This is a genomic window from Ruminococcus albus AD2013 (genome assembly GCF_000526775.1).
Taxonomy (GTDB): domain Bacteria; phylum Bacillota; class Clostridia; order Oscillospirales; family Ruminococcaceae; genus Hominimerdicola; species Hominimerdicola alba_A.
Map to the genome: position 1 here is coordinate 2,324,271 of NZ_JAGS01000001.1, position 22,241 is coordinate 2,346,511.

General features: G+C 44.5%; 19 protein-coding genes. 2 read left to right on the forward strand and 17 right to left on the reverse strand.

Annotated elements, in window-relative coordinates:
* Positions 1-54 precede the first annotated feature (54 nt).
* The 4 genes from N773_RS0110350 to N773_RS0110365 form a co-directional block, all read right to left on the reverse strand.
* Positions 55-579, reverse strand: coding sequence for a GNAT family N-acetyltransferase (locus tag N773_RS0110350; RefSeq protein WP_024857723.1), 525 nt, complete (start codon positions 577-579; stop codon positions 55-57).
* Between the two features lie 31 nt (positions 580-610).
* A complete protein-coding gene (locus tag N773_RS0110355; protein WP_024857724.1) occupies positions 611-1,207 on the reverse strand; it encodes a YdcF family protein in 597 nt (198 codons plus the stop codon).
* A gap of 64 nt (positions 1,208-1,271) precedes the next feature.
* Complete coding sequence (gene mgsA / locus N773_RS0110360) at positions 1,272-1,682, reverse strand: methylglyoxal synthase (protein WP_013497214.1); 411 nt, start codon at positions 1,680-1,682, stop codon at positions 1,272-1,274.
* A 37-nt stretch (positions 1,683-1,719) separates the two neighbouring features.
* Positions 1,720-2,457, reverse strand: coding sequence for a P-loop NTPase (locus N773_RS0110365; RefSeq protein ID WP_024857725.1), 738 nt, complete (start codon positions 2,455-2,457; stop codon positions 1,720-1,722).
* Between the two features lie 514 nt (positions 2,458-2,971).
* Here N773_RS0110365 and N773_RS0110370 point away from each other — a divergent pair.
* Positions 2,972-3,430, forward strand: coding sequence for a DUF4830 domain-containing protein (locus tag N773_RS0110370; RefSeq protein WP_024857726.1), 459 nt, complete (start codon positions 2,972-2,974; stop codon positions 3,428-3,430).
* A gap of 242 nt (positions 3,431-3,672) precedes the next feature.
* Here N773_RS0110370 and N773_RS0110375 read toward each other — a convergent pair whose 3' ends face one another.
* From N773_RS0110375 to N773_RS20125, 13 genes are all read right to left on the reverse strand, one after another.
* A complete protein-coding gene (locus tag N773_RS0110375) occupies positions 3,673-6,081 on the reverse strand; it encodes a glycogen/starch/alpha-glucan phosphorylase (protein WP_024857727.1) in 2,409 nt (802 codons plus the stop codon).
* A 199-nt stretch (positions 6,082-6,280) separates the two neighbouring features.
* Positions 6,281-6,568, reverse strand: coding sequence for a hypothetical protein (locus tag N773_RS0110380; RefSeq protein WP_024857728.1), 288 nt, complete (start codon positions 6,566-6,568; stop codon positions 6,281-6,283).
* 119 nt (positions 6,569-6,687) lie between these two features.
* Positions 6,688-8,268, reverse strand: a complete 1,581-nt coding sequence (locus N773_RS0110385) for an MBL fold metallo-hydrolase RNA specificity domain-containing protein (RefSeq protein ID WP_024857729.1) — start codon at positions 8,266-8,268, stop codon at positions 6,688-6,690.
* 117 nt (positions 8,269-8,385) lie between these two features.
* Positions 8,386-8,769, reverse strand: coding sequence for a hypothetical protein (locus N773_RS0110390; RefSeq protein ID WP_024857730.1), 384 nt, complete (start codon positions 8,767-8,769; stop codon positions 8,386-8,388).
* Positions 8,770-9,014: 245 nt separating this feature from the next.
* A complete protein-coding gene (locus tag N773_RS0110395; RefSeq protein ID WP_024857731.1) occupies positions 9,015-9,890 on the reverse strand; it encodes a carbohydrate ABC transporter permease in 876 nt (291 codons plus the stop codon).
* Between the two features lie 2 nt (positions 9,891-9,892).
* A complete protein-coding gene (locus N773_RS0110400; RefSeq protein ID WP_024857732.1) occupies positions 9,893-10,816 on the reverse strand; it encodes a carbohydrate ABC transporter permease in 924 nt (307 codons plus the stop codon).
* A gap of 130 nt (positions 10,817-10,946) precedes the next feature.
* Positions 10,947-12,332, reverse strand: a complete 1,386-nt coding sequence (locus N773_RS0110405; protein WP_024857733.1) for a carbohydrate ABC transporter substrate-binding protein — start codon at positions 12,330-12,332, stop codon at positions 10,947-10,949.
* Between the two features lie 67 nt (positions 12,333-12,399).
* Entirely contained in the window at positions 12,400-13,410 is a 1,011-nt protein-coding gene (locus tag N773_RS0110410; RefSeq protein WP_024857734.1) for a LacI family DNA-binding transcriptional regulator, read from the reverse strand.
* A 701-nt stretch (positions 13,411-14,111) separates the two neighbouring features.
* Entirely contained in the window at positions 14,112-17,852 is a 3,741-nt protein-coding gene (locus N773_RS0110415) for an EAL domain-containing protein (RefSeq protein ID WP_024857735.1), read from the reverse strand.
* A gap of 192 nt (positions 17,853-18,044) precedes the next feature.
* Positions 18,045-18,977 (reverse strand): quinolinate synthase NadA, encoded by a 933-nt coding sequence (nadA, locus tag N773_RS0110420; protein ID WP_024857736.1) that lies wholly within the window; start codon positions 18,975-18,977, stop codon positions 18,045-18,047.
* Complete coding sequence (locus tag N773_RS0110425; protein ID WP_024857737.1) at positions 18,974-19,729, reverse strand: endonuclease/exonuclease/phosphatase family protein; 756 nt, start codon at positions 19,727-19,729, stop codon at positions 18,974-18,976. The genes nadA and N773_RS0110425 overlap by 4 nt, the downstream gene beginning before the upstream one ends.
* A gap of 3 nt (positions 19,730-19,732) precedes the next feature.
* On the reverse strand, positions 19,733-20,905 hold the full coding sequence (locus N773_RS0110430) for an NAD(P)-dependent malic enzyme (protein WP_024857738.1): 1,173 nt from the start codon (positions 20,903-20,905) through the stop codon (positions 19,733-19,735).
* 134 nt (positions 20,906-21,039) lie between these two features.
* Entirely contained in the window at positions 21,040-21,348 is a 309-nt protein-coding gene (locus tag N773_RS20125; RefSeq protein ID WP_196231630.1) for a helix-turn-helix domain-containing protein, read from the reverse strand.
* A gap of 182 nt (positions 21,349-21,530) precedes the next feature.
* Between N773_RS20125 and N773_RS21255 the strand changes: the two genes are divergently transcribed.
* Complete coding sequence (locus N773_RS21255) at positions 21,531-22,208, forward strand: DUF4352 domain-containing protein (protein ID WP_024857740.1); 678 nt, start codon at positions 21,531-21,533, stop codon at positions 22,206-22,208.
* The last annotated feature ends 33 nt before the right edge of the window (positions 22,209-22,241 follow it).

Genomic DNA, 22,241 nt, shown 5'->3' on the forward strand with positions numbered 1-22,241 from the left:
CCATGGCTCGATAAATACTTTTCTCATATACTTGACCTCCGAATTTATATGATATCAGCCTTCACCTATCTTTTTCTGCATCCACACAAGATCATACCATCTGCCGAATTTTTTTCCGACAGTTTCCAGCCGTGCGACCTGATGAAAACCTCGCGCGGCATGAAAATCATAGCTCCCGTGTGTAAGATATTCGTCCTCGTTTTCGCAGTATGCGGTTCCCGCCAGAAGATTGACTATACCCATATCCATCAGACGCTTTTCCAGTTCTGCATAAAGCATAGTGCCTATGCCATGTCTGCGGAGTTCATTTTTCACGTATATCGACGCAGCAACAGTCCACGAATAAGCTTCCCTGGAACTGTATTCACCGGCATAGACATATCCGGCTATCCTTCCGTCTTTTTCGCATACAAGATAAGGATATTTCGCTGTGATCTTCTTTATACGCTCACCGAATTCCTGTTCCGACGGCGCTTCATATTCAAACGAGACCGCGGTATTCATAACATAGTAAGAATATATCCGCGAAAGCTCAGCGGCATCATCTTCCCGCACGTCACGTATCATATAATCGCTCATACCGTTGCTTTCTCCTTGATGAATAATGATATCATATCTCGATATCCTCAAAAATACCTACCCTTATATAATAACTTAATTTTCGCCATTCGTCAAGTACCGTCAGGCGACCTTTTTCGGTTTTGTACCAATTTTCTTTTGTGGCAGACCCCTTTTGCACGGGACAGGGAATAAAATCATACTTCGGCATGAACTTGTGTGCCATACAAAGCGCCCTGCGCATATGGTATGCTGTGGTAACAAGTATTATCGTAATACCCTCGGGAAGATATCCCATCAGCAGTTCGTCGGAATACATGAAATTTTCGGCAGTGTTCTTTGACCACCTTTCTATCAGTATATCACTTTCGGGAATCCCCATAGAAAGTGCGACCCTTTTCATGCTATCCCATTCCGCCATCTCACCGAGAGAAGTTTTCTGCACCTGTCCCCCGCTCAGAAGCATCTGCGGTGCTTTCCCCACTTTATAAAGGCGGACAGCTTCGGGCATACGATAATCGCAGGCTTTCCTGCTGCCAAGAACCATTACTAGGTCAGCAGAACTCCCGTCATAGTCAAGACCATCATACAACAGCTTCTGTATATTTTCGTCACAGGGACTTTCATTAAGCAGTTCGGAAAGTTTCATGCCGCCTCCTTTGCTCACACAAAAAATCGGCAAACAGGAGTGTTTGCCGATAATGTTATCTATCCTAGTTCGCTGTAGTCGGATTGACGATATCTCTCCAGTCAAGGTCGCCCCTCTCAAGAGAGTGTATCAGTGCTTCCGCAGTCGCAATGTTGGTCGCAACAGGAATGTTGTGAACATCGCAAAGTCTCAGCAGATTCATCTCATTGGGCTCATGAGGCTTCGCGGAAATAGGATCGCGGAAAAACAGCAGAAGATCTATCTCATTACATGAGATCCTTGCTGCGATCTGCTGATCGCCGCCCTGCGAACCGCCCATGTAGCGCTGTATAGAAAGACCCGTTGCCTCAGCAACTATCTTGCCTGTTGTGCCTGTTGCACAAAGTCTGTGCTTGCTCAGTATACCACAATACGCTATGCAGAACTGTACCATAAGTTCCTTCTTTGTATCATGTGCGATAAGTGCTATATTCAAAAAGAATCCCCCCAGTTAATTTGTCGTTCGTTGGATCTTACATTTTGATCTGTATCGGAATATGCTCGCCCTTTATCCTTCTCGATATCGCCGAGAATGCTACAAAGCCCATGGAGCTCGACGAAAGCGGAGCACCCTTGCCGGTAGCCAGCGGTATAGCGGAATCTTCGGGGATAACGCCCAGAAGCTGTACGCCTACTGTGTCGATTATCGCGTCAAGGTCGTCCATATCCTCAAACTCGAATATCCTCTTGCTTGCCTTGTTTATCACAAGTCTCTGCTTTTGATTTCCTCTCTTGTAGAACTCGTCAGACATCATCTGTGCGTCTCTTACGCATACAGGGTCGGGAGTTGTTACTATCAGTATCAGGTCGGAATTGGTAACTATATCAAATACCGAACCGTTGATACCTGCCGAGGTATCTATGATGATGTATTCAAAATACTTTCTCATCTCACGTGTGATCTTCTCTATATCTTCCGCTTTCAGCTGTACAAAAGGATCGGAAGGTGCGCACAGTACGCTCAGGTTCGATGCAAGCTTTACTGTTGTTGTAGCCTTGTATACATCACAGGTGCCCTCCAGCACATCGCCCAGATCATAGGTGATATTGCCCTGCATACCGAGCATTATGTCCATGCATCTCAGACCGAAGTCCAGCTCTATTATCAGAGTTCTGTTGCCCTGCTTTGCCAATGCATACCCCAGACAAGCACTGATGGAGGACTTGCCCGTTCCACCCTTACCTGACGTAACTGCAATGATTTTAGACATAGTCTATTACTCCTTTCATAAATGCGCTTTCACGGCGGTATCATTGATCTATCTCCGCCCGCGCGGAATCCTTCACCCCATTGACTTTGATTAAATAAAATAACCATACCCATCTATCCCGCAATTATCTGTCAGCAAAACAGATAGTTGAGAAAAACGTAACCAAAGTCGGTGTTACCTAATATATATTTTACCACATATTTTGTAATTGTCAAAACAATTCGCATAAAAAACCTTAAAATCGTGATTTCATATTAATCACTCTATAAATTTTTAGATACATTGCACAATATTGCACTGCCAAATTGCGGCAGATTTCCGACCTTATATACTAATCGTGAATTGCTTTCTGATAATTATTTTAACATTTTCTGGCAAAAATCTCTGTACACGAGTTCAGAAATCTTCTTCCAAAACTAAACTTTCATATCATCCATTCATCAGAAAACAGCAAGTCTATTTTCACATCACAAGGCATATTATTTATCAAATGCATTTCAGGGAGGATACAACAATGTTTATACACACAGTAAAAATCAAACGACCAAAAGTCTGGCTGACGGTGATACTTGGTATAGCCGCGGCGGTTCTGGCACTGCTTTTGTTTTTCGGGCTGAAAGGACGAAGCAATATCCGCGAGCTTGACAGCGAAACAAAGCGTCAGCATTTCCTGCACGAAATGGGCTGGGAAGTACCCGAAAAATTCGACGAAGTCAAGACCGTGCTCATCCCCGAGGATTGGAGCGACGTCTACAAAAACTACAATGATCTCCAGAAACAGCAGGGCTTCGACCTCACTGCCTACAAGGGTATGCAGGTGCAGGTCTACACCTACAAAGTCCTGAACTACCCCGACCACGAAAAAGAGGACTGCATATTCTGCCATCTCATGATCAGCGACGGTCTGCTTATCGGCGGCGATGTAAGCTCCACTGCCTCCGACGGCTTCATGCAAGGGCTTCTTAATTCATAATTCAAAATTCATAATTCATAATTATTGACAGGCATTATGGCTTTGTTGTTCTATCGGTTGTTTGTTTAAGGCTCACTAAGCCGCGCTATCCATATATAACAAAAGTGCGCTTACCGCGATATTGCGATAAGCGCACGATTATTTTTTAGAACTTCAAACTCATAAATCCGCAATCCAAATGACAGAACACAAAACCCGCGTCCTCTGCCAATAATTATGAATTGTGAATTATGAATTATGAATTATTTAGTCAGTCCCCAGATGTCCTTTGCGTATTCTTCAACAGAACGGTCAGCGGAGAAAATGCCTGCGCCTGCGATATTTGCAAGGCTCATTCTCTGCCACTTCATCTTGTCAGCGTAGCATTCGCTGGCAAACTTCTGTGCCTGCTGATAGCTGTCGAAGTCTTTCAGCGCCATATAGGTATCGGTATTTTTCAGGGTATCAGCTATCTCGGGGAACTGAACTCCGTTCACACCGTACTGGATAGTATCGATCGCCTGCTTTACTATCTGATTCTTGTTGTAGATCTCGATAGGTCTGTAACCCGCCTTGCAGGCGTTTACTTCGTCAACGTTCATACCAAATATGATGATGTTGTCATCGCCTACCTGCTCGTGTATCTCAACATTTGCGCCGTCCATGGTACCCAGAGTGATGGCACCGTTTATCATCAGCTTCATGTTGCCGGTACCGCTCGCCTCAGTGCCTGCAAGGGATATCTGCTCGGAGATATCAGCCGCGGGCATCAGTATCTCGGAGAGGGATACGTTGTAGTCTTCAAGGAAGATAACGTTCAGCTTTTCTCTCAGCTTGTCGTTCTTCTTCAGCTCCTGTGAAATATTCCATATCAGCTTGATTATCTGCTTAGCCATGTAGTATCCGGGTGCTGCCTTAGCCGCAAAGATGTAGGTCTTGGGCACGAAATCAGCATTGGGATTAGCTTTGAGATAGTTGTACTGAGCGATGATGTTAAGCGCATTCAGCTGCTGACGCTTGTATTCGTGGAGTCTCTTCACCTGTACATCGAATATAGACTCCGTGTTCAGAATAACACCATACTGGCTCTTAACGTATTTCGCGAATTTCTCCTTGTTTTCTTTCTTTATCTCTGCCAGCCTGTTCAGAACTTTTTCATCGTTCTTGAATACAGCCAGCTTGCTGAGTTCAGCCGCATTTTTAAGGAATCCGTCACCGATCTTCTCTCTCAGCAGTTCGGTCAGACCCTCGTTAGACTGGTACAGCCATCTTCTGTAAGCGATACCGTTTGTAACGTTCTTGAACTTTGTAGGAGTATCAAGATACTCGTCCTTGAAAGTCTCTCTCTTGATTATCTCGGAGTGTATCTTTGCAACGCCGTTAACACTGTGTGATGCGTGTACGCAGAGTGTAGCCATCTTTACCTTGTTGTTCTCAACTATTGACATATGGCTGCACTTGCCTTCATCGCGGTATCTCTCCCACAGGTCGCGGCAGTATCTCTCGTTTATCTCGATGATGATGGAGAATATTCTGGGGCAAACGCTCTTCAGCAGATTGCAGTCCCACTTCTCCAGTGCTTCGGGCATAACTGTGTGGTTTGTGTATGCAAAGGTATTCTGCACGATATGCCACGACTTATCCCAGCTGTAACCGCAGTCATCAAGGAGTATCCTCATCAGTTCCGGGATAGCAAGTGTGGGGTGAGTATCGTTGATGTGTATAGCTACCTTTTCATGCAGATTATCCAGCGTGCCGTATACAGACATATGCTGGTGTACGATATCACCGATGGAAGCCGCACACAGGAAGTACTGCTGACGCAGTCTCAGGCTCTTGCCCTCTGCATGGTTGTCGTTGGGGTAAAGTACCTTTGTAATAGCCTGTGACATGATATTCTTGCTAAGTGCCTTAGCATAGTCGCCCTTGTTGAAGAAAGGCATATCAAATGAAGCCATTTCAGCCTTCCAAAGTCTAAGCTTGGATACAGCCTTGCTGCCGTAGCCGGATACATACAGGTCGTAAGGCACAGCCATAACGGAAGTATAGTTCTCGTGAGTTACGCAGTGGTACTGATTGTCCCAGTACTCCTTCAGCTCGCCATCAAAGCGCACCTCGATAGCCTTTGTAGGCGAGGGCACCAGCCATACAGAACCGCCGGGCAGCCAGTTATCGGGCAGCTCGGTCTGCCAGCCGTCTTCCAGCTTCTGCTTGAAGATACCGTACTCATAGCATATAGAATAACCTGTTGCGTGGTAGCCGTCAGCAGCCAGTGCGTCCAGATAGCAGGCAGCAAGTCTGCCAAGACCGCCGTTGCCAAGACCTGCATCGGGCTCCTGCTCGTATATACCGTTTATGGAGATACCCAGATCTTTGAGCATCTCTTTTGCCTGATTGTTCATTTCAAGATTGTAAAGAGAAGTTTTCAGCGAACGTCCCATCAGGAACTCCATTGAAAGATAGTATACCTTCTTCTTGCCCGCAGACTGTGTAGCCATTGTGAAGTGTCTTCTCTTGGTCTTCAGTATGCCGACAACTATCTTTGAAAGTGCTTCATATACCTGCTTGTCGGTCGCTTCATCGGGAATAGTCTGAAAATCGTTATGCAGTATCTCGATGAACTGCTTTTTCAGCTCTTCCTTTGATATGGTCTTCTCAGCTTTCTTTGCCATCTTTATCATTCCTCCTGATATGATCGGGACATACAGCACAATGTGATCGAACCCCGCCGATATGCCCATAATATATTTTCCAAGTTAATTATAACACACTTTTGAAATAATTGCAACAACTTAAACGTTTTATTTATTAATTTTATATGAATTTCGAGAAAAATTAATGCACTTTTATTTGTTCTTTTAACAGTGACGATCATACAGTTTCAAGTACGAAAACATAGGTCAGGGGCTTGCCGCCGTCACGGACGGTAACGACCTTTTCCATAGCACCCGACTTGATGTTCTTTACCCAGTCCTTTTGAGTCGCAAGGGTAACGCCAACGCCCTCAGCCCAGCTGCGGATAAATCCGTTGGAAGCTGTTTTTGCGAAAGGCAGTGCCTGCGCCTCGAACTTTCCCTCTGCACCGGCCGCCTTTACGATATCCGCCTCACCGAATTCAACATTGCTTATCTTCTGCTTAACTGTAAGTCTGAAATCCATGATAGTCCTCCTGTTATACTACTCTTTTACCAGAAAAATGTTACTGTGCAAGCGCTATGGTCTGATGCATACGATTGTCAGACTTAATGCACATCATTGACATATACTATTATAATATATCAGTCTTCCCACTTGGCACACAGGTTGTTTATGCAATCCGTAAGCTTTGCAAGGTCTTTGTTGTTGAGACCCTTGCTTGCAGCCACCAGTGCGGAAAGTCTGTCCAGCGATGCACACAGACGCTGATAACCCGTACTTGGTACAGTTTTTCTGACTACCTTTATGGGTTCAGCCTGAGTGAATACACCAGTGATAAGGTCGCACTCCGCACCGCTGAAAGGAGTCTGGGCATTATAGCCCTTTTCTTCCAGATGACGCTTGTATTCCTCCATCACAGCGTCTTCGCCGTGGTTTATAAACACGGTTTTCGGGCGCTCCATGGAATCTATCCATTTATCCAGTCCGTCGATATCCGCATGGCCGCTGATACCCGGCAGCACCCTTATCTCTGCTGCAACATTTATCTCTTCACCGAAAAGCTTAACTGTCTTTGCGCCCTCCACAAGACTTCTGCCAAGAGTATTGTTTGCCTGATATCCCACGAAAAGCACCAGAGATTCCTTATGCCACAGATTGTGTTTCAGGTGATGCTTTATACGTCCCGCCTCGCACATACCGCTGGCGGATATGATTATCTTCGGTGTTTTATCGAAGTTTATCATTCTAGATTCATCACTTGTAACCGCGATGTTAAGGTCAGGGAAAGTGATGGGATTTATGCCTTTTTCAACATATTCCAACGCTTCTGCGTCAAAGCAGTTCTCCTTATTTTCCATGAAGACCCTTGTAGCTTCTATTGCAAGGGGCGAATCCACATACACAGGGAAATTAGCGTGATTTTTCACCATTCCCTTTTCCTTTATCTGCCTGATGAAGTACAGCAGTTCCTGAGTTCTGCCAACAGCGAAAGAGGGTATCACCACATTTCCTCCGCGGTCGAATGTTCGCTGTATCATTTCAGCAAGGGACTCAACATAGTTTGTGACTTTCTCATGCCTGCGGTTGCCGTAGGTTGATTCCATGACCGCATAATCAGCACCGTCGATATACTGGGGATCGCGGATAAGCGGCTGGTTAAGGTTTCCGATATCGCCCGAGAATACTATCTTACGTGTCTCATCACCCTCTGTCAGCCACATCTCGATACTTGCAGAACCCAACAGATGTCCCGCATCGGTGAACCTTACCTTTACGCCCTCGCAGAGCTCTATGATCTCACCGTAAGGGTGAGGTACCAACTTTGATATAGCGCCCTCAGCATCTGCCAGAGTATACAGCGGTTCAACATCATCCTGACCTTTACGTCTGCCCTTACGACTGCGCCACTCAGCTTCAAATTCCTGTATATGCGCCGAATCACGGAGCATTATCGAGCAGAGATTGCAGGTAGCCTTTGTCGCGTGTATATCCCCCGAGAAACCGCCTGCATATAACAGCGGAAGAAGTCCCGAATGGTCTATATGAGCATGGGTCAGCAGTACAAAGTCAACAGCCGAGGGCGAGCATGGTACCTTAGCATTTTCATACAGGTCAGTGCCCTGCTCCATACCAAAGTCAACCAGAAACTTTTTCTCCCCGACTTCAACATAGGTACAGCTGCCTGTGACCTCGTGATTTGCACCAATGAATGTTATTTTCATAATACAGCCCTCATTTCAGCGTTGATTTTTGTTTAATGTGCTTATATTATAGCATATTTCTGTGTAAATGTAAAGATAGAAGAAGGTAATTTATCTGATATACAGTGTACAAAAGAACTACTTTTTAGCGTAAATACGAACTGTTACTTTGTTACTGTCTGTCTCCAGCTGAGAATACAAGTCGGCTGATTCCAGGAAGGCAAGTTCGGGACTATCGGTAACGATCGTGGGAATGATCCCTTCCTCAGTGCTGTTGTTTTCAATAAATATGCTGCACTTTCTGCCGCTAAAGTCCTTTCCTCTGAGGATATACCTCGCGGAAAGGAAGAACTCATTTTCGTTTTCACGCTGAGTGTCATAACTTCTGAATTCAGTAGCACCTTTAAAATATTTACCTTCAGCTTCGGCAGTAAAAGGCACCATATACACTTTCATTTTTCCACCCTTGACGCAGTATCCTTCATATGTGGTAACATTGATAGTCATAATAAGCTCGTCCATGATGACCTCCTATTATAATAGTATACTCTATATCAAAAAAATTATCGTCAGCCTTCGCTCATATCGATCAAACTTTTCTATTATTAATCATACCACATCTCTAATAAAAAATCAATGATTAGTTTATATATTTATAATATTTCATACAGTACATGATAATAATCGAAAAACCGCCGTACTGCCAAAAGCAGTACAGCGGTCTCCCGAAATTAATATGATAAGCAACTAATAAGCTTATTGTACCATTAACCCTTAACGGCACCGAGTGCGATACCACGGATAATGAACTTGGAAAGTACGAGGTATACGATCGCAACAGGTATGATAGAAATACCAACTGCCATGTAAACCGCACCCATATCAAACTTGGTATAGTCAGCCGATCTGATGAGGTTGATAACCAGAGGCAGAGTTCTCAGATCTGGCCTATCGAGTATCAGAGCAGGAATAAAGAAGTTGTTCCAGCTGGATACGAATATGAATATACCCTGAACTGCGAATGCAGGCTTCAGAATAGGAGTTACCAGTGAGTTGAATGTTCTGAACTCACCACAACCGTCTATACGAGCTGCCTCAACTATTTCAAGGGGCAGTGCGCTGTCCATGTATTGCTTCATAAAGAAGAAAGTAGCAGGAGCAGCGATTGAAGGAATGATCAGAGGAATGAAGTTATTGGTGAGCTCCCAGTCATTCATCATCTGAACAAAACCAAGTGCTGATACCTGTGTAGGTACCATCATTATCATAAGTATAAATGTGAACAGGAACTTCTTGAGTCTGAAATCATATACATGGATCGCATAAGCTGTGAGTGCTGAAAAATATGAAGATAAGAATGCACAGCTTGCGGATATGATAAACGAATTTCTCAGTGCTGCGAGCATAGCCCAGTCAGGTTTGTTCATTACAGCCTTGAAGTTCTTAATTAAATATGTACCTGGCAGAGGAGAAAATCCCTGCTGAATATCTGCTGATTCACGAGTCATGTTGATAATAAGAATGAAGAACGGGAACAGTGAAATTATAGCAAATATTGTCAATACAACGTATGAAATTACTCTTCTGATGAGCAGTGCCCTAGAGTTACTCATCTGTCCTACTGCATCGATAGGTGCTGCCATTGTTACTTCACTCCCTTCTTACGTTTTCTCTCATCCTTATCAGAATTGATGTAGAATACCAACATAGAGAGAGCTGCTGCGACAATAAACAATACAACAGATATTGCACCGGCATAGCCGTAGTTTTTACCTATGTTCATCTGATACTGGAGATACATGATCATAGTCATAGATGTTCTGTTTACAGCGTCACCGTTTCTGGTGATGATCTGAGGAACGTCGTACATCTGGAGACCACCGATGAGTGATGTGATAAGCACATAAACAAGGATAGGTCTGATAAGAGGAATAGTGATATTCCAGAAAGTCTGTGACGGGTTAGCACCATCGATCTGTGCAGACTCATACAGTGAAGGGTCTACACCGTTGATCGCAGCCATCAGCATGATAGTAGTATTACCGTACCACATCATGAAGTTGATAAGTGCGATGATAGTTCTCTGTGACCAAACATTCTCAAAGAACTTATAAGCTACGCCGCCTGTGAAAGGCTTGAGCATCATAGTCATAGGACCGCTCTGGTCAAACATTGTGAAGAAAAGCATACCCATTGCAGCTGCCATGATAACGTTAGGCAGATAGAATATGATCTTGTATGCACCTGTCTTGAGCTTCATTCTCAGGTCAGTGAACCATGAAGCGAACAGGAGAGAGAAGAATATCTGGGGGATAAAGCCCATGAGCCAGATAATGAAAGTATTCATGAAATACTTTCCAACGTTCACCTCTGTCGAAAACAGTTTAGTATAATTCTGAAGTCCAATCCAGTTCGGTCCAAAAGTTACACCGTTGGATTTATAGTACTCATACAAAGAATTCTTGAATGTCGACAGCAGGGGGAAAAGGTTAAAAACAATAAACACAGCAAAAAAAGGGATAACAAAGATGTAGCCCCATTTTGCATAGCTGATTGACTTATGTTTCATTAAATGCACCCTCTAAAACTGCTTTTTTATTTTACTGAAATCTTAATATAAACCGAAAAACGGGGGCGGGTTTTACCGTCCCCGTTTCAGCTGTTTGATTTTTGACTATTTAGATCTTAGTTCTCCCTGATTATGCAGGAGTATTCAGATCAGGATACTTCTCCTTAGCCTTTGTATAGAAGTTAGCAAGAGCTTCATCCTTTGATACAGTGCCGGTGAAGTAATCCTTGAATGCAGCCTGGAATGCCTCGTTCAGACCCTGATCGTAAGGACCGATCTTGGAAGCATCTATCTTGGGAGCTGCATCAACGAACATAGCGATGTGGTTCTGACCGCCGAGGAATTCAGAGCTGAAGTCAGCAGCGAGCTCTTCCATGCCTGCCTTGTTGTTGGTGTAGTCCTGAGTATCCTTTGTGATCTGGAGCATGATATCCTTGTTGCAGGTCAGGCTCTTCATGATGTCAGCAACAGTTTCCTTGTTGTCGGTGCCTTCAGCTGCACAGATCCAAGTACCACCCCAGTAGTAAGCCTGAGGACCTGGGCAAACGTAGTACAGATCATTGCTCTTAGCATTGCCTGCCAGTGTGAAGTTGATGCCCCATGTAGAATAGAAGAAGCCGAATACCTTACCGTCAGCAGACTGGTCAGCACTCCACTGATCTGCCCACAGAGAAGTACCATTGTTGTAGCCCTTGTCTGTGTACTCCTTAGTCTGGTCAACCCACTTCATCAGGTTGTCATCTATAACGATATTCTTGTCACCGTCAACCCAAGGCTGGCTAACGTTGTTAGAGAAGGTTCTGTAAGAATCATCATAACCGGACAGCATGAAGTAACCTTTTTCCTTCATCTGAGCTGCTACTGCGTTGAACTTATCCCAGTCAGAAATAGCTGCCTGAACTTCAGCAGGATCATCTGTACCCAGAACGTCCTTAGCTATATCTCTTCTGAAAGCGAACAGACCGGGAGTTGCCTGCCAGGAAACACCCTTCAGAACGCCGTCAGAGCTTGTAACGATATCCTTGGTGTACTGATACTGATCAGCCAGATCTGCATCAGTGATACCCAGATCGCTGATAGGCATTGCATAAGGTCCGTTTACATACTTCAGAGCGTAGTCAGCCTCTACCAGGAACATATCGATCTTCTCGCTACTCTTAGCCTGACCCTCGAGATCAGTATCCAGCTTGTTCTGATATGCGTTATCAGCAGAAGGAGTTGTAACCCAAACGATCTCCTTGCCATCCTTCAGGTACTCGTGCTCGCCAACCTTCTCGGTGCCGTCAGCATCAACACTGAAACCTGACTTATCCTTGTCGTACTCAGGATAGTAATTTCTCAGTCTGCTCTTGAACTCGTCGTTCCAAGTGTAGATTCTGATTGTGTTAGCAGAATTGTCAGAACCCTTCTCCTGCTTTTCCTTGCCGCCCTTTTTGTCAGGACCACAGGATGCGAACATTGCGCCTGCCATGCAGAGTGCCATAGCACCGGCCATTAACTTCTTGAGATTTGCCATGATAAATTTCCTCCTTATTTTGCATTATCATATTATTGTTTCGCAGCATTGCGCCGCGATTAATGCCTTAAACTAATTTTTTAACCGACGAACCCTCGATCAGGTGTCCGTCAACTGTTATGACCTCCGTAAAAGTGGTCTGTGGATTTTCGATCAGCGATATCAGCTGTTTTGCAGCCTCCGAACCGATCGAAGCCGTATCCTGAAGATACGTTGTAAGTTTCGGTGTGAGCAGCTGCGAATATGCGATCCCGTCATATCCTACTACCGAGATATCTTCCGGCACCGACAGTCCTGAATCCTTGATGGCATTGAACCCGCCCATTGACGAATAATCGTCCGGCATAAATATACAGGTAGGTCTGTCGCTCATCGCAATAAGCTCCTTGGTCATCTCGTATGTCTTTTCGGGATTGTGGTAATCCCCCGCAAGCAGCAGCGCAGGATCAACTTCTATACCCTTATTCATACAAGCTTTGCAGAAGCCCGCAAGTCTTCTGTCCGCAACGGCTGATTTATTACCCTGTATGTAAGCTATGCGTCTGTGACCCATATCTGCCACATAATTTACAAGCTCCTCGATACCCTTCTCATTATTTGACATTATCGCCGTGCGGCAGTCAAATATGTGATCTATGGTCACAACAGGTATATCACCGTTTATGACCTCGTACACATCCTGAGTAGTGAAATCGGTACAGGCAATCACCACGCCGTCAACATTACGGTACTTGCAATGCTCATAGGTTGACATTTTCTGACGTCCCACATTTTTGTTGATGAATGTGATGTCATATCCTGCCGATTCAGCCTCTGTCTTGAAACTGTTGAGCACCTTTGCAAAGAATTCGTGTGTAAGACCGCTTCCCGCTTCATCCGAGAACATAACACCCAGATTCAGTGTCCTGTTCGTTTTCAGCGCCCGCGCCTGGGAGTTCGGGAAATATCCCATCTCCTTAGCAGCTTTCAGCAGCCTTTCCCTCGTCGCCTCACTGACGTCCTTATGTCCGTTCAGCGCCTTGCTGACCGTAGCGACCGAAACGCCGCAGCGCACGGAAATATCCTTTAATGATACCAATGATGTTTCCGCCTTTCTGATGGTTAAACGTTTACGCGTTCGACCTTTCTTTATTCTCAAACGTTTCCGCCATAAAGAAATATACTATATTTTCGCTCAAATTTCAAGTGCTTTTTCAAATTTTTCTGCCCGATGTAATAAATTATGTAGCAATAGACAAACACGACTTACCGCTTTTGTGCATAATGCAAATCCGAGTGTTAATTCTGTAACCGTTTTGTAACTCAGTCACTGTAAATTTCTGTAAATATAGCAACGTGCGCAATAATGAGTGTACAAAATTTACATAAAATGTTACAGACTTTTATAAATATTCCACCACGTGTACGAATATATGTACTCTAAAAAATGACCATTGGTTTTTTAAAACGTTTTCGGGTGTTTAAAGAGTTTATATTTTACCCTTTGTGCAATTTTCCAGTTCATTTACCCACTAACAGTATCCATGTACACATCTTTGTTCATACTACATATAGTATTTTGAATTTTTATAGTCAAATTACCGACTGCACACCATATGTCATCTGTTCTTCACAATTATATTTCCTTATCTTTCCATCCGTTTTCGTTCCACGAAAGTATGAAACTGATTCGCTGTCCGTACAGTCGTACAGTTACGCAAACGTTTCCTAAATTCAAACGATTTTCAGGCAAAAAATCAGCAGCAGACGAAACTGCCTGCCGCTGATATACTAAATTTTTCAAATATTTAAGCCCGTTTGTATGTTGCAGTCCTCAAGAGTAACCATACCCTCGGCACCGCTTATGACAGTTCCGTTGCTGGAGGCGAACCTTATCTCTCCCGCGCACTTTTTCAGGTTTACCCTGGCTTCCGAGCTCAAACCGCCGATACCTATTGCATGAGAGCCCTCACCATATATATCGAAACTGCAATTTTCTGCATCGACCGATAGTATGCCCTGCGCCGAGCCCACACCCATCAGATGTTTGCCGCGCATACGGATAACCATGTTGGTATCCCGCAGCTTAGCGAGGCTGTGCTGTCCACCTGTCGAGTTTATACACGATATATTGTCACCCGACGCATCGTATGTTACCTCACTGTTTTTGATAACAGCCGTAAGCCTGCCCTTTGTGCTGCCTATACCTATGCCTGTAACACAGTGGGTACTCATCATCAGCTCACTGTTCTCCACCGTCACAGGTACGTCTGATTCTATACTGCCGATACAAAGAAGATGCTTGCCTGCCAGTCTGATATTGACATTAGCTGAACCCAGATCTATCCTGCTGTTAGCAGAAGCCAGACCTCCGCCCAGACCTATGCAGCACTCGCCGTCTATCGTGATATCCAGCTTACCGCCGAGGTGTACGCCTATAATGCCGAATTCGCTCAGCGGATCAGAACCTATGCCGTAACTTTGTGTTGTTCCCGATCTCATTATAAGTGTACCGCCGCCTACTACGTCAATCCACGCCCCCGCAGGAACGTTTATCGGGCCGCTGAGTTCAACTGTACCTGCTATCTCCAGCGTCAGTTTGCTGCCCTTGCCCACTACTACGCAGGCTTCGTTGTTTTCACCTGAAAGATTAACGTTATCAAGCTTCAGTCGGCAATCCAGGCCGTCCTTTATCTTTATACCCAGGCGTGAATAGTACCCCTCCGTGCCTTTCAGCACGCAGTCTCCCTCCGATACAAAGACCTCGGTGTAATCATCGAAATCCAATGATGTAAGTGAGAGCTCATCTTCAGCGGCGGCAAAGTATGTCTTTTTGGCTCTGAAATTTTCGTTGACGCGGTTGCACTCTCTTATCTGTTCCTTTATATCCGAACGTATAGACTTTATGGGTTCAGGGGCGGGACGTGCTGTGAAATAGCCCTGTATCAGGTCTATGCCCATGTTCGTCAGCATCCTGAGTTCTTCGATCTTCTCTACGCCCTCAGCCAGCACTTTGAAATGATTATCCCGCGCATAGTCGATAATATTCTTAACAAAATGCTGTCTGCGTTTATCCTCGTGGATATTCATTATAAGGCTTCTGTCGATCTTTATGCAGTTCGGCATGAAAGTCAGCAAATTGCTTATGTTGGAATATCCCGTGCCGTAGTCGTCTATCGCTATTCCGAATCCGTAGCGTCTGCGCCTGTCAAGAACGATCTCAAGCTGTTCTCTGCTGGCTTCGGTCTCCTCAGTGAATTCTATTACTATCTTTGATACTATATCGCTGTAGGTAGTGCAGAGTTCTTCAAAATCCTTTTCAGGAAGCGTACATGAAGGTATGCTGTTTATATAGAGCTGTTTATCGCTCATTTCCTTCTTATGCTCATGCAGGAATCTGAACAGGTTGTACATAGTATGACGTTCAACATCGTCAAGTCTGCCCATAGCCGCCGCATGATTAAGAATAGTAATCGGAGATATCTTCACACCGCCCTCATATCTCATAAGAGCTTCGTAAGCCACTATCTCCCCTGTTTTTGCGCTTACTATCGGCTGGAAATGATAAGTCAGCAGATCGTCATTGAGTATCTTTGCGACCAGCTTCCTCTCTTCCTCGTCATAGCCCTCAACAGGCTGACGTCCCTTTCCGTCCGCAATGTTCATGCGCTTCTTGTTATGGTTATCCTTCGCCATCGTGCGCTGATAGTTAGCCTCATATGGCAGACTATCCAGTATCTCAGCCGAAGTAACAGGTGCCGTTACCCTTGATGTATAAAAATGCACACCAAAGTCCATTGTTGAAACAGTGTTAAAAGCTTCCAGAGTTCTCTCCAGATCCACAGGAACATCGTCCACAGGCATATCAGCGTCCAGAAGTCCGCATATGAAGAATTCATCGCCGCTGACTCTGACACAGATATCGTCCTCGCCGGCGCTGTTGTTGAGTATCATAGCCAGCCTCTGCAGAACTCTGTCGCCCTCGCTGTAACCGTAAGCCGAATTTATGCCCCTGAGATTCTCAACGTCCACGGAGATTATCCTCATAAGCTTATCAGGACGGTCAAAGCTTCCGCACCTCTGGGTCATGACCTTTTTATATCCCTTAACGTTCAGCAGACCTGTCAGAGGATCTCTTATCTGATCATCGGCAACACTGTCGTTGTAAAGAATATTCCTTCTCTGCTTTTCCATGGCGATAGCTGCATACCTCAGCCACATAACGTAGTGCTTATCGAAAAATGCTCCCGAATCGCCGTAGGAAAGCACAGTATAGCCGTAATTTACGTGTCTGAAATGCAGGCAGTTGAATATAAATGCAGAGGGCTTGTCTCTCTCCTTGAATATAGCAGGGAGAAGCTCATGCCTGTTGAATGCCGCTCCGCCGGGAACTGCGCCATTGCCGTTCTGTCTGCTGTAAGCTATCGAAACAGTTTCCGAAAAATCCGTCAGCTTATCTCCGGGAACGTGAAGTATACCGTCGTTTATACACAGCCAGAAGCCCTCAAAATCCCCCAGATACTTGGTAAACCAGTCTATCCTCCACAGATATTCACCAAAGCTGTCGGCGTTTATCAGAGTCTCAGACATATCATTATAGTACGAATCAAAACCTGTACGCCTGTTAGAGACCATATTATCCATAGCCGATCTCGAAAGTTCGACATAATTTATCTTTTCACAGCCGCAGGTAACGCCCTTGCGAAAAACACAGCATGGTTTTTTCTCAGTCGGGACACACTCCTCCCCTGTTATCCTTGCGAACAGTTTTCGCACAGCTTCCACCGCCATAGTTTCAGGACGGCGCTCAATAGAGGTTATATTCATATATTCCGCCGAAAAAGGTTCATTCATGCTGTAACCCGTCACTATGACTTCTTCGGGTATCTCAATGCCTTTCTCACTCAGCGCACCCACAAGTCCCGCCGCCGTGAAATCACTGCAGCACACTACGGCTTCGGGTATGCCGCGGCTGATGATATCATCTGCTATCCCGCTGTAGTCACCGGCCCAGTCAGGGCCGTAGAATATCCTGTCCTCAGTCAGATCTACTCCCTGCTCGACAAAGGCTTTCCTGAAGCTCTGAAGCACTCGTTCATGAAATACACTGTCCTTAGGACCGCTGACAAAGCAGACATCACTGACATGATGCCACTCGGTAAGATGCCTTACTATTTTATCTGCACATTCGTCATTATCGAACATAACGCTGTCAATTCCTTCAGCTTCTGATTCGATATATACTGCGGGAATATTGCTGTGATCTATGATACGGCGTATCTCAGCCGCCGCTTTTTCATTATTTATCGTATAGCCGAACACCAGCATTCCATCAAGCAGATCGGGCTCTATAAGTGAGAACACCGAGTTTTCAACATCTGTCTGATCGGTCTGGGTCAGCAGGGTGTTGAATATAGCCGCATCGGCATTATGTGCAAAAAGCTCCTTCTGAATATGATACAGTGCCTTGCTGTAAAAATCCATATCAGGTTCATTTATAACAATTCCTATCAAAGGTCTCTGTTTGGGACTATTTTCCATATTCATCCCCCATTGCATCAGCTTTTGAAATGTTTATAGTAAGATATTTACATATACAAACAAATCTCTTCCACTATTATATCATATTTCTCTAATTTTTACAAGTATTTTTCTATAAAAGTTAAAAGTTTACATTTCGTATCATCATTACGCAAAAAAACGCCCGCACATTTACTGTGCAGGCGCAATATATCAAACAGAAAGTCTTATCATCTCATCGATGCAGCCCTTCGCCTTGGCGATAAGCTCATCGCTCATGTTTATCTCGGTCACATCGAAACTGCTGTCACCGCCGATAGCCTTACAGCTGCCGTAAACGTCCATAAGGGTCGTCAGCTTCATGTTGGGGCAAATAAGGCGTTTGGACAGGTCATAGAACCTCTTCTCGGGGAACTTATATTGCAAATGTTCCTTTATGGATATCTCGGTGCCGATGATGAATTCACGTGCATCGCTCTCGGCAGCATATCTCATGATATCCGCCGTTGAACCTGCGTAGTCAGCTAGCTTCGTTACTGCGGGCTTGCACTCGGGGTGTACGAGGAACTTTGCATTCGGGTGAGCCGCACGGGCTTCTTCGACCTCTTCAACGGTTATCGCATTGTGTACAGGACATCCGCCTTTGAGGAGCATGATATCCTTATCAGGACACGCGTCAGCCACAAAAGTGCCCAGATTGCAGTCGGGTATGAACAGTATCTTGTCAGCATCCATGTTCTTGACTATCTTCACAGCTGAAGAAGAAGTCACACAAACATCGCACTCAGCTTTCAGCGCCGCAGTAGTATTGATGTAGCAAACCACCTTGCGGTCGGGCTCGTCCATCTTGATGCCGCGTATCATCTCGGGCTCCATCTGTTCAGCCATGGGACAGCCTGCGTCACCGTTTGCAAGGAATACTCTCTTTTCAGGCGAGAGCATCTTAGCGGTCTCCGCCATGAAATGCACACCGCACATCAGGATATTCTTGTTCTGCACCTTAGCGGCCTCAACGCTCAGCTTGTAGCTGTCGCCTGTGATATCGGCTATCTCGACTATCTCAGCCGCCTGATAGCTGTGCGCCAGTATGCAGATGTCATATTCTTTTTTCAGTTCAAGTATCTTGTCCTGGATATCTCTTATCATTTCAATTCACCTGTCTTTTTCGTTTCGGGTGTTTTTTCTTTCAATATTATCGCGGAATGGTCGGAGAGCCCGTTTACGCGGACTGTATGGTCTACTGTCATATCATACTTCTTATTCAGCTTGTCGAAATCCTTGCCTGTTACAAGAACATAATCAAGGCGCTCATTGTGTTTTTTTCCTCTATTAACATAAACATAAGTTGTAGCTTCCGGAAAGACCTCTGCGTTATGTACATTTCCCTTCTCTATCCAGAAATCGACAAATCCCTCTGCCATAAATCTGTACAACATACGCTTGTTTACAGTGCCTGGAATATATGTGTTGAAATCACCCACGCATATTGCAGGTATATCTTTCGGCATTATCCGCCGCAGTTCTATCAAGCTATCCCAAAAATTTGTGCCGCTTGAAAGAGAAACTCCAATAACAGGCGGATGAGCGCCTATAATATACATATCATTATTATGCACAACAAAGATCTGATTACGAAAATCCTCAAAAGCAGTGCTTACCAGATTAGAATCATCGAAATAAACATCTTCTTTGAAAATCGCTGCAACATAAGAGTTAGCTTTTTGATTAGAGATTTTCAAAGCTAAACTCTTCTTAGATAGTTCACCAGATATATCCTTGATCATTTTCGGCGTAACTTCGCTGACCAACAATATATCATCAGACTTTTCCTCATCTATATATCCTATCGCATGACGCAAAGCATCTATTTTTTTGTTAACATTCCACGATGTTATCAACCCTTATATCCTCGCAACTCCGCTTTCTCTTGCAGCCTTGCCAACTGCTTCAGCAACTGCTACGGGTACTGCTCTGTCAAATGCATCGGGGAGCACGAATTCGGGGCACAGCTTGTCATCGGGAACGCATGAAGCTATGGCATAAGCCGCAGCCAGCTTCATTTCCTCGTTGATATCGCTTGCACGTACTGCCAGCGCACCCTTGAAGATTCCGGGGAAAGCTACAACGTTGTTTATCTGGTTCGGGAAGTCAGATCTGCCTGTACCTACGATGTATGCGCCTGCTGCCTTTGCAACATCGGGCATTATCTCGGGAACAGGGTTGGACATTGCGAATATGAAAGGATCGGGATTCATGCTCTTTACCATATCAGCAGTTACCAGATCGGGCTTGGATACGCCTACGAATACGTCTGCGCCCTTCATAGCGTCAGCCAGTCCGCCGCGGATATGCTCACGGTTGGTGATCTTTGCCATCTCAGCCTGTGCAGGGTTCTTGATATCGTCACCCTCACAGATGATACCCTTGGAGTTCAGCATGATTATATCCTTTACGCCAAGGCTCATCAGGAACTTAGCGATAGCACAGCCCGCAGCGCCCGCACCGCTCATAACTACTTTCAGGCTGCCGATATCTCTGCCTGTCAGCTTGCAGGCATTGAGCATTGCAGCACCCACAACGATGGCAGTACCGTGCTGGTCGTCATGGAATACGGGGATATCAACGCGCTCTTTCAGCTTAGCCTCTATCTCGAAGCATCTGGGAGCAGCGATATCTTCCAGATTGATACCGCCGAAGCTTCCTGCTATCATAGCGACAGTATTTACTATCTCATCAACGTCATTGCTCCTTACGCAGAGAGGGAAAGCATCAACATCAGCAAACTCCTTGAACAGAGCGCACTTGCCCTCCATAACAGGCATACCAGCCTCGGGACCTATATTGCCAAGACCCAGTACAGCAGAACCGTCAGTGATAACAGCCACCAGATTAGCGCGGCGTGTGTATACATAGCTGAGGTCGGGGTTCTTCTCTATTTCAAGACAAGGCTGAGCGACACCGGGGGTGTAAGCCAGCGTAAGATCGCGTGCATTGTTGATCTTAGTTCTTGATATTACCTCTATCTTGCCCTTCCACTGCTCGTGGAGCTGTAAGGATTCTTCCATAACGTTCATTCTATTTACTTCCTTTCAAATATTGATTACCAAAATAGGGAACACCACAAAATGCGTTCCCTTTGATTATACTATATTATATAGAAAAATTTGTTATCTATTTGTGAATTTAAAGCAGCCACCAGTGATATTTGCTAATTATCCAACGATCTGATATAGACCTTCAGAAGATCAACTGCATATTTACGTTTTTCAGTGGGACATTTCTGCAAAAGCATCATTATCTCACCTATCTCGGCTTCACTGTCATTACCATACAAAATATAATCTGTTGTTATCAAAAGACTTTGAGACAGCTTATTCAGGGTCTTTAGAGACATTCCTTTTGCACCCAGTTCGATATCACTTATAAATTTCACTGATACATCTAACATCTCGGCGAGTTTTTCCTGTGTGAACATCTGACTTTCGCGGCTTTTACGTATCCTTGCGCCGATTTCCATATAATTAAGCTCGGTCATAATATCACCCTTTATAATATTATACCCTGAAAGTTCTTAAATAAAGGAACTATTAGGGTTGACATATTATAACTTTTAGGGTATAATATAGTTAACGGCAAACGCATTTTTTGTAATTATGCCGAAAAAACAACACAGCTTACGCTGATAAAGGAGGATTAATCATGAAAAATCAAGATTTCAACACTATGCCCAATGACACAGGTATGATGCAACCCAATGTACCAATGAAAAAATGTAAACACTGCCAGAGTGATATCCCAGCAAAAGCCAAAGTTTGCCCAATGTGCAACCGCAAGCAATCAGCGTCTCTAGGATGTATTGTTACCATAGTGATAGCTTGTATTATAATCATTCCGGTAATCGTAGGTTCAAGTGGGAAATCAAACAAGAGTACAAAGGTTGTAAAAAAAGGCTCAGGTACAACGCAAAACACAGATGATGGCGCAGAAACAATAGGAACGGGCGATACATTTGAATGCAAAGGACTTAGTATAACTGTTGAATCTGTAAACAATGATTATAAGGTTACAAAAGACGATTTAGGTTTATACAAAGTCGGAGAAGGTAATAAGTACATAGCCGTATCATTCACATTTGAAAACGTTGATGATTCAGATAAATATGTGAGCATATATGATTTTGATTGTTATGCAGACAATAACAGCTGTGAACAAAAATTCCTTCCGGATGATAATGATTTTATAAACACAAATCTTTCGTCAGGAAGAAAAGTGTCATTTACAACATACTATGAAGTGCCTTCAAACAGTAAAGATGTGGAACTGGAATACAGCGCTAACTTCTGGACAGATGAAAAAGTAATAATTAAGGTTCAGTAATATAAAAAGGACAGCCGCGGCTGTCCTTTTAGT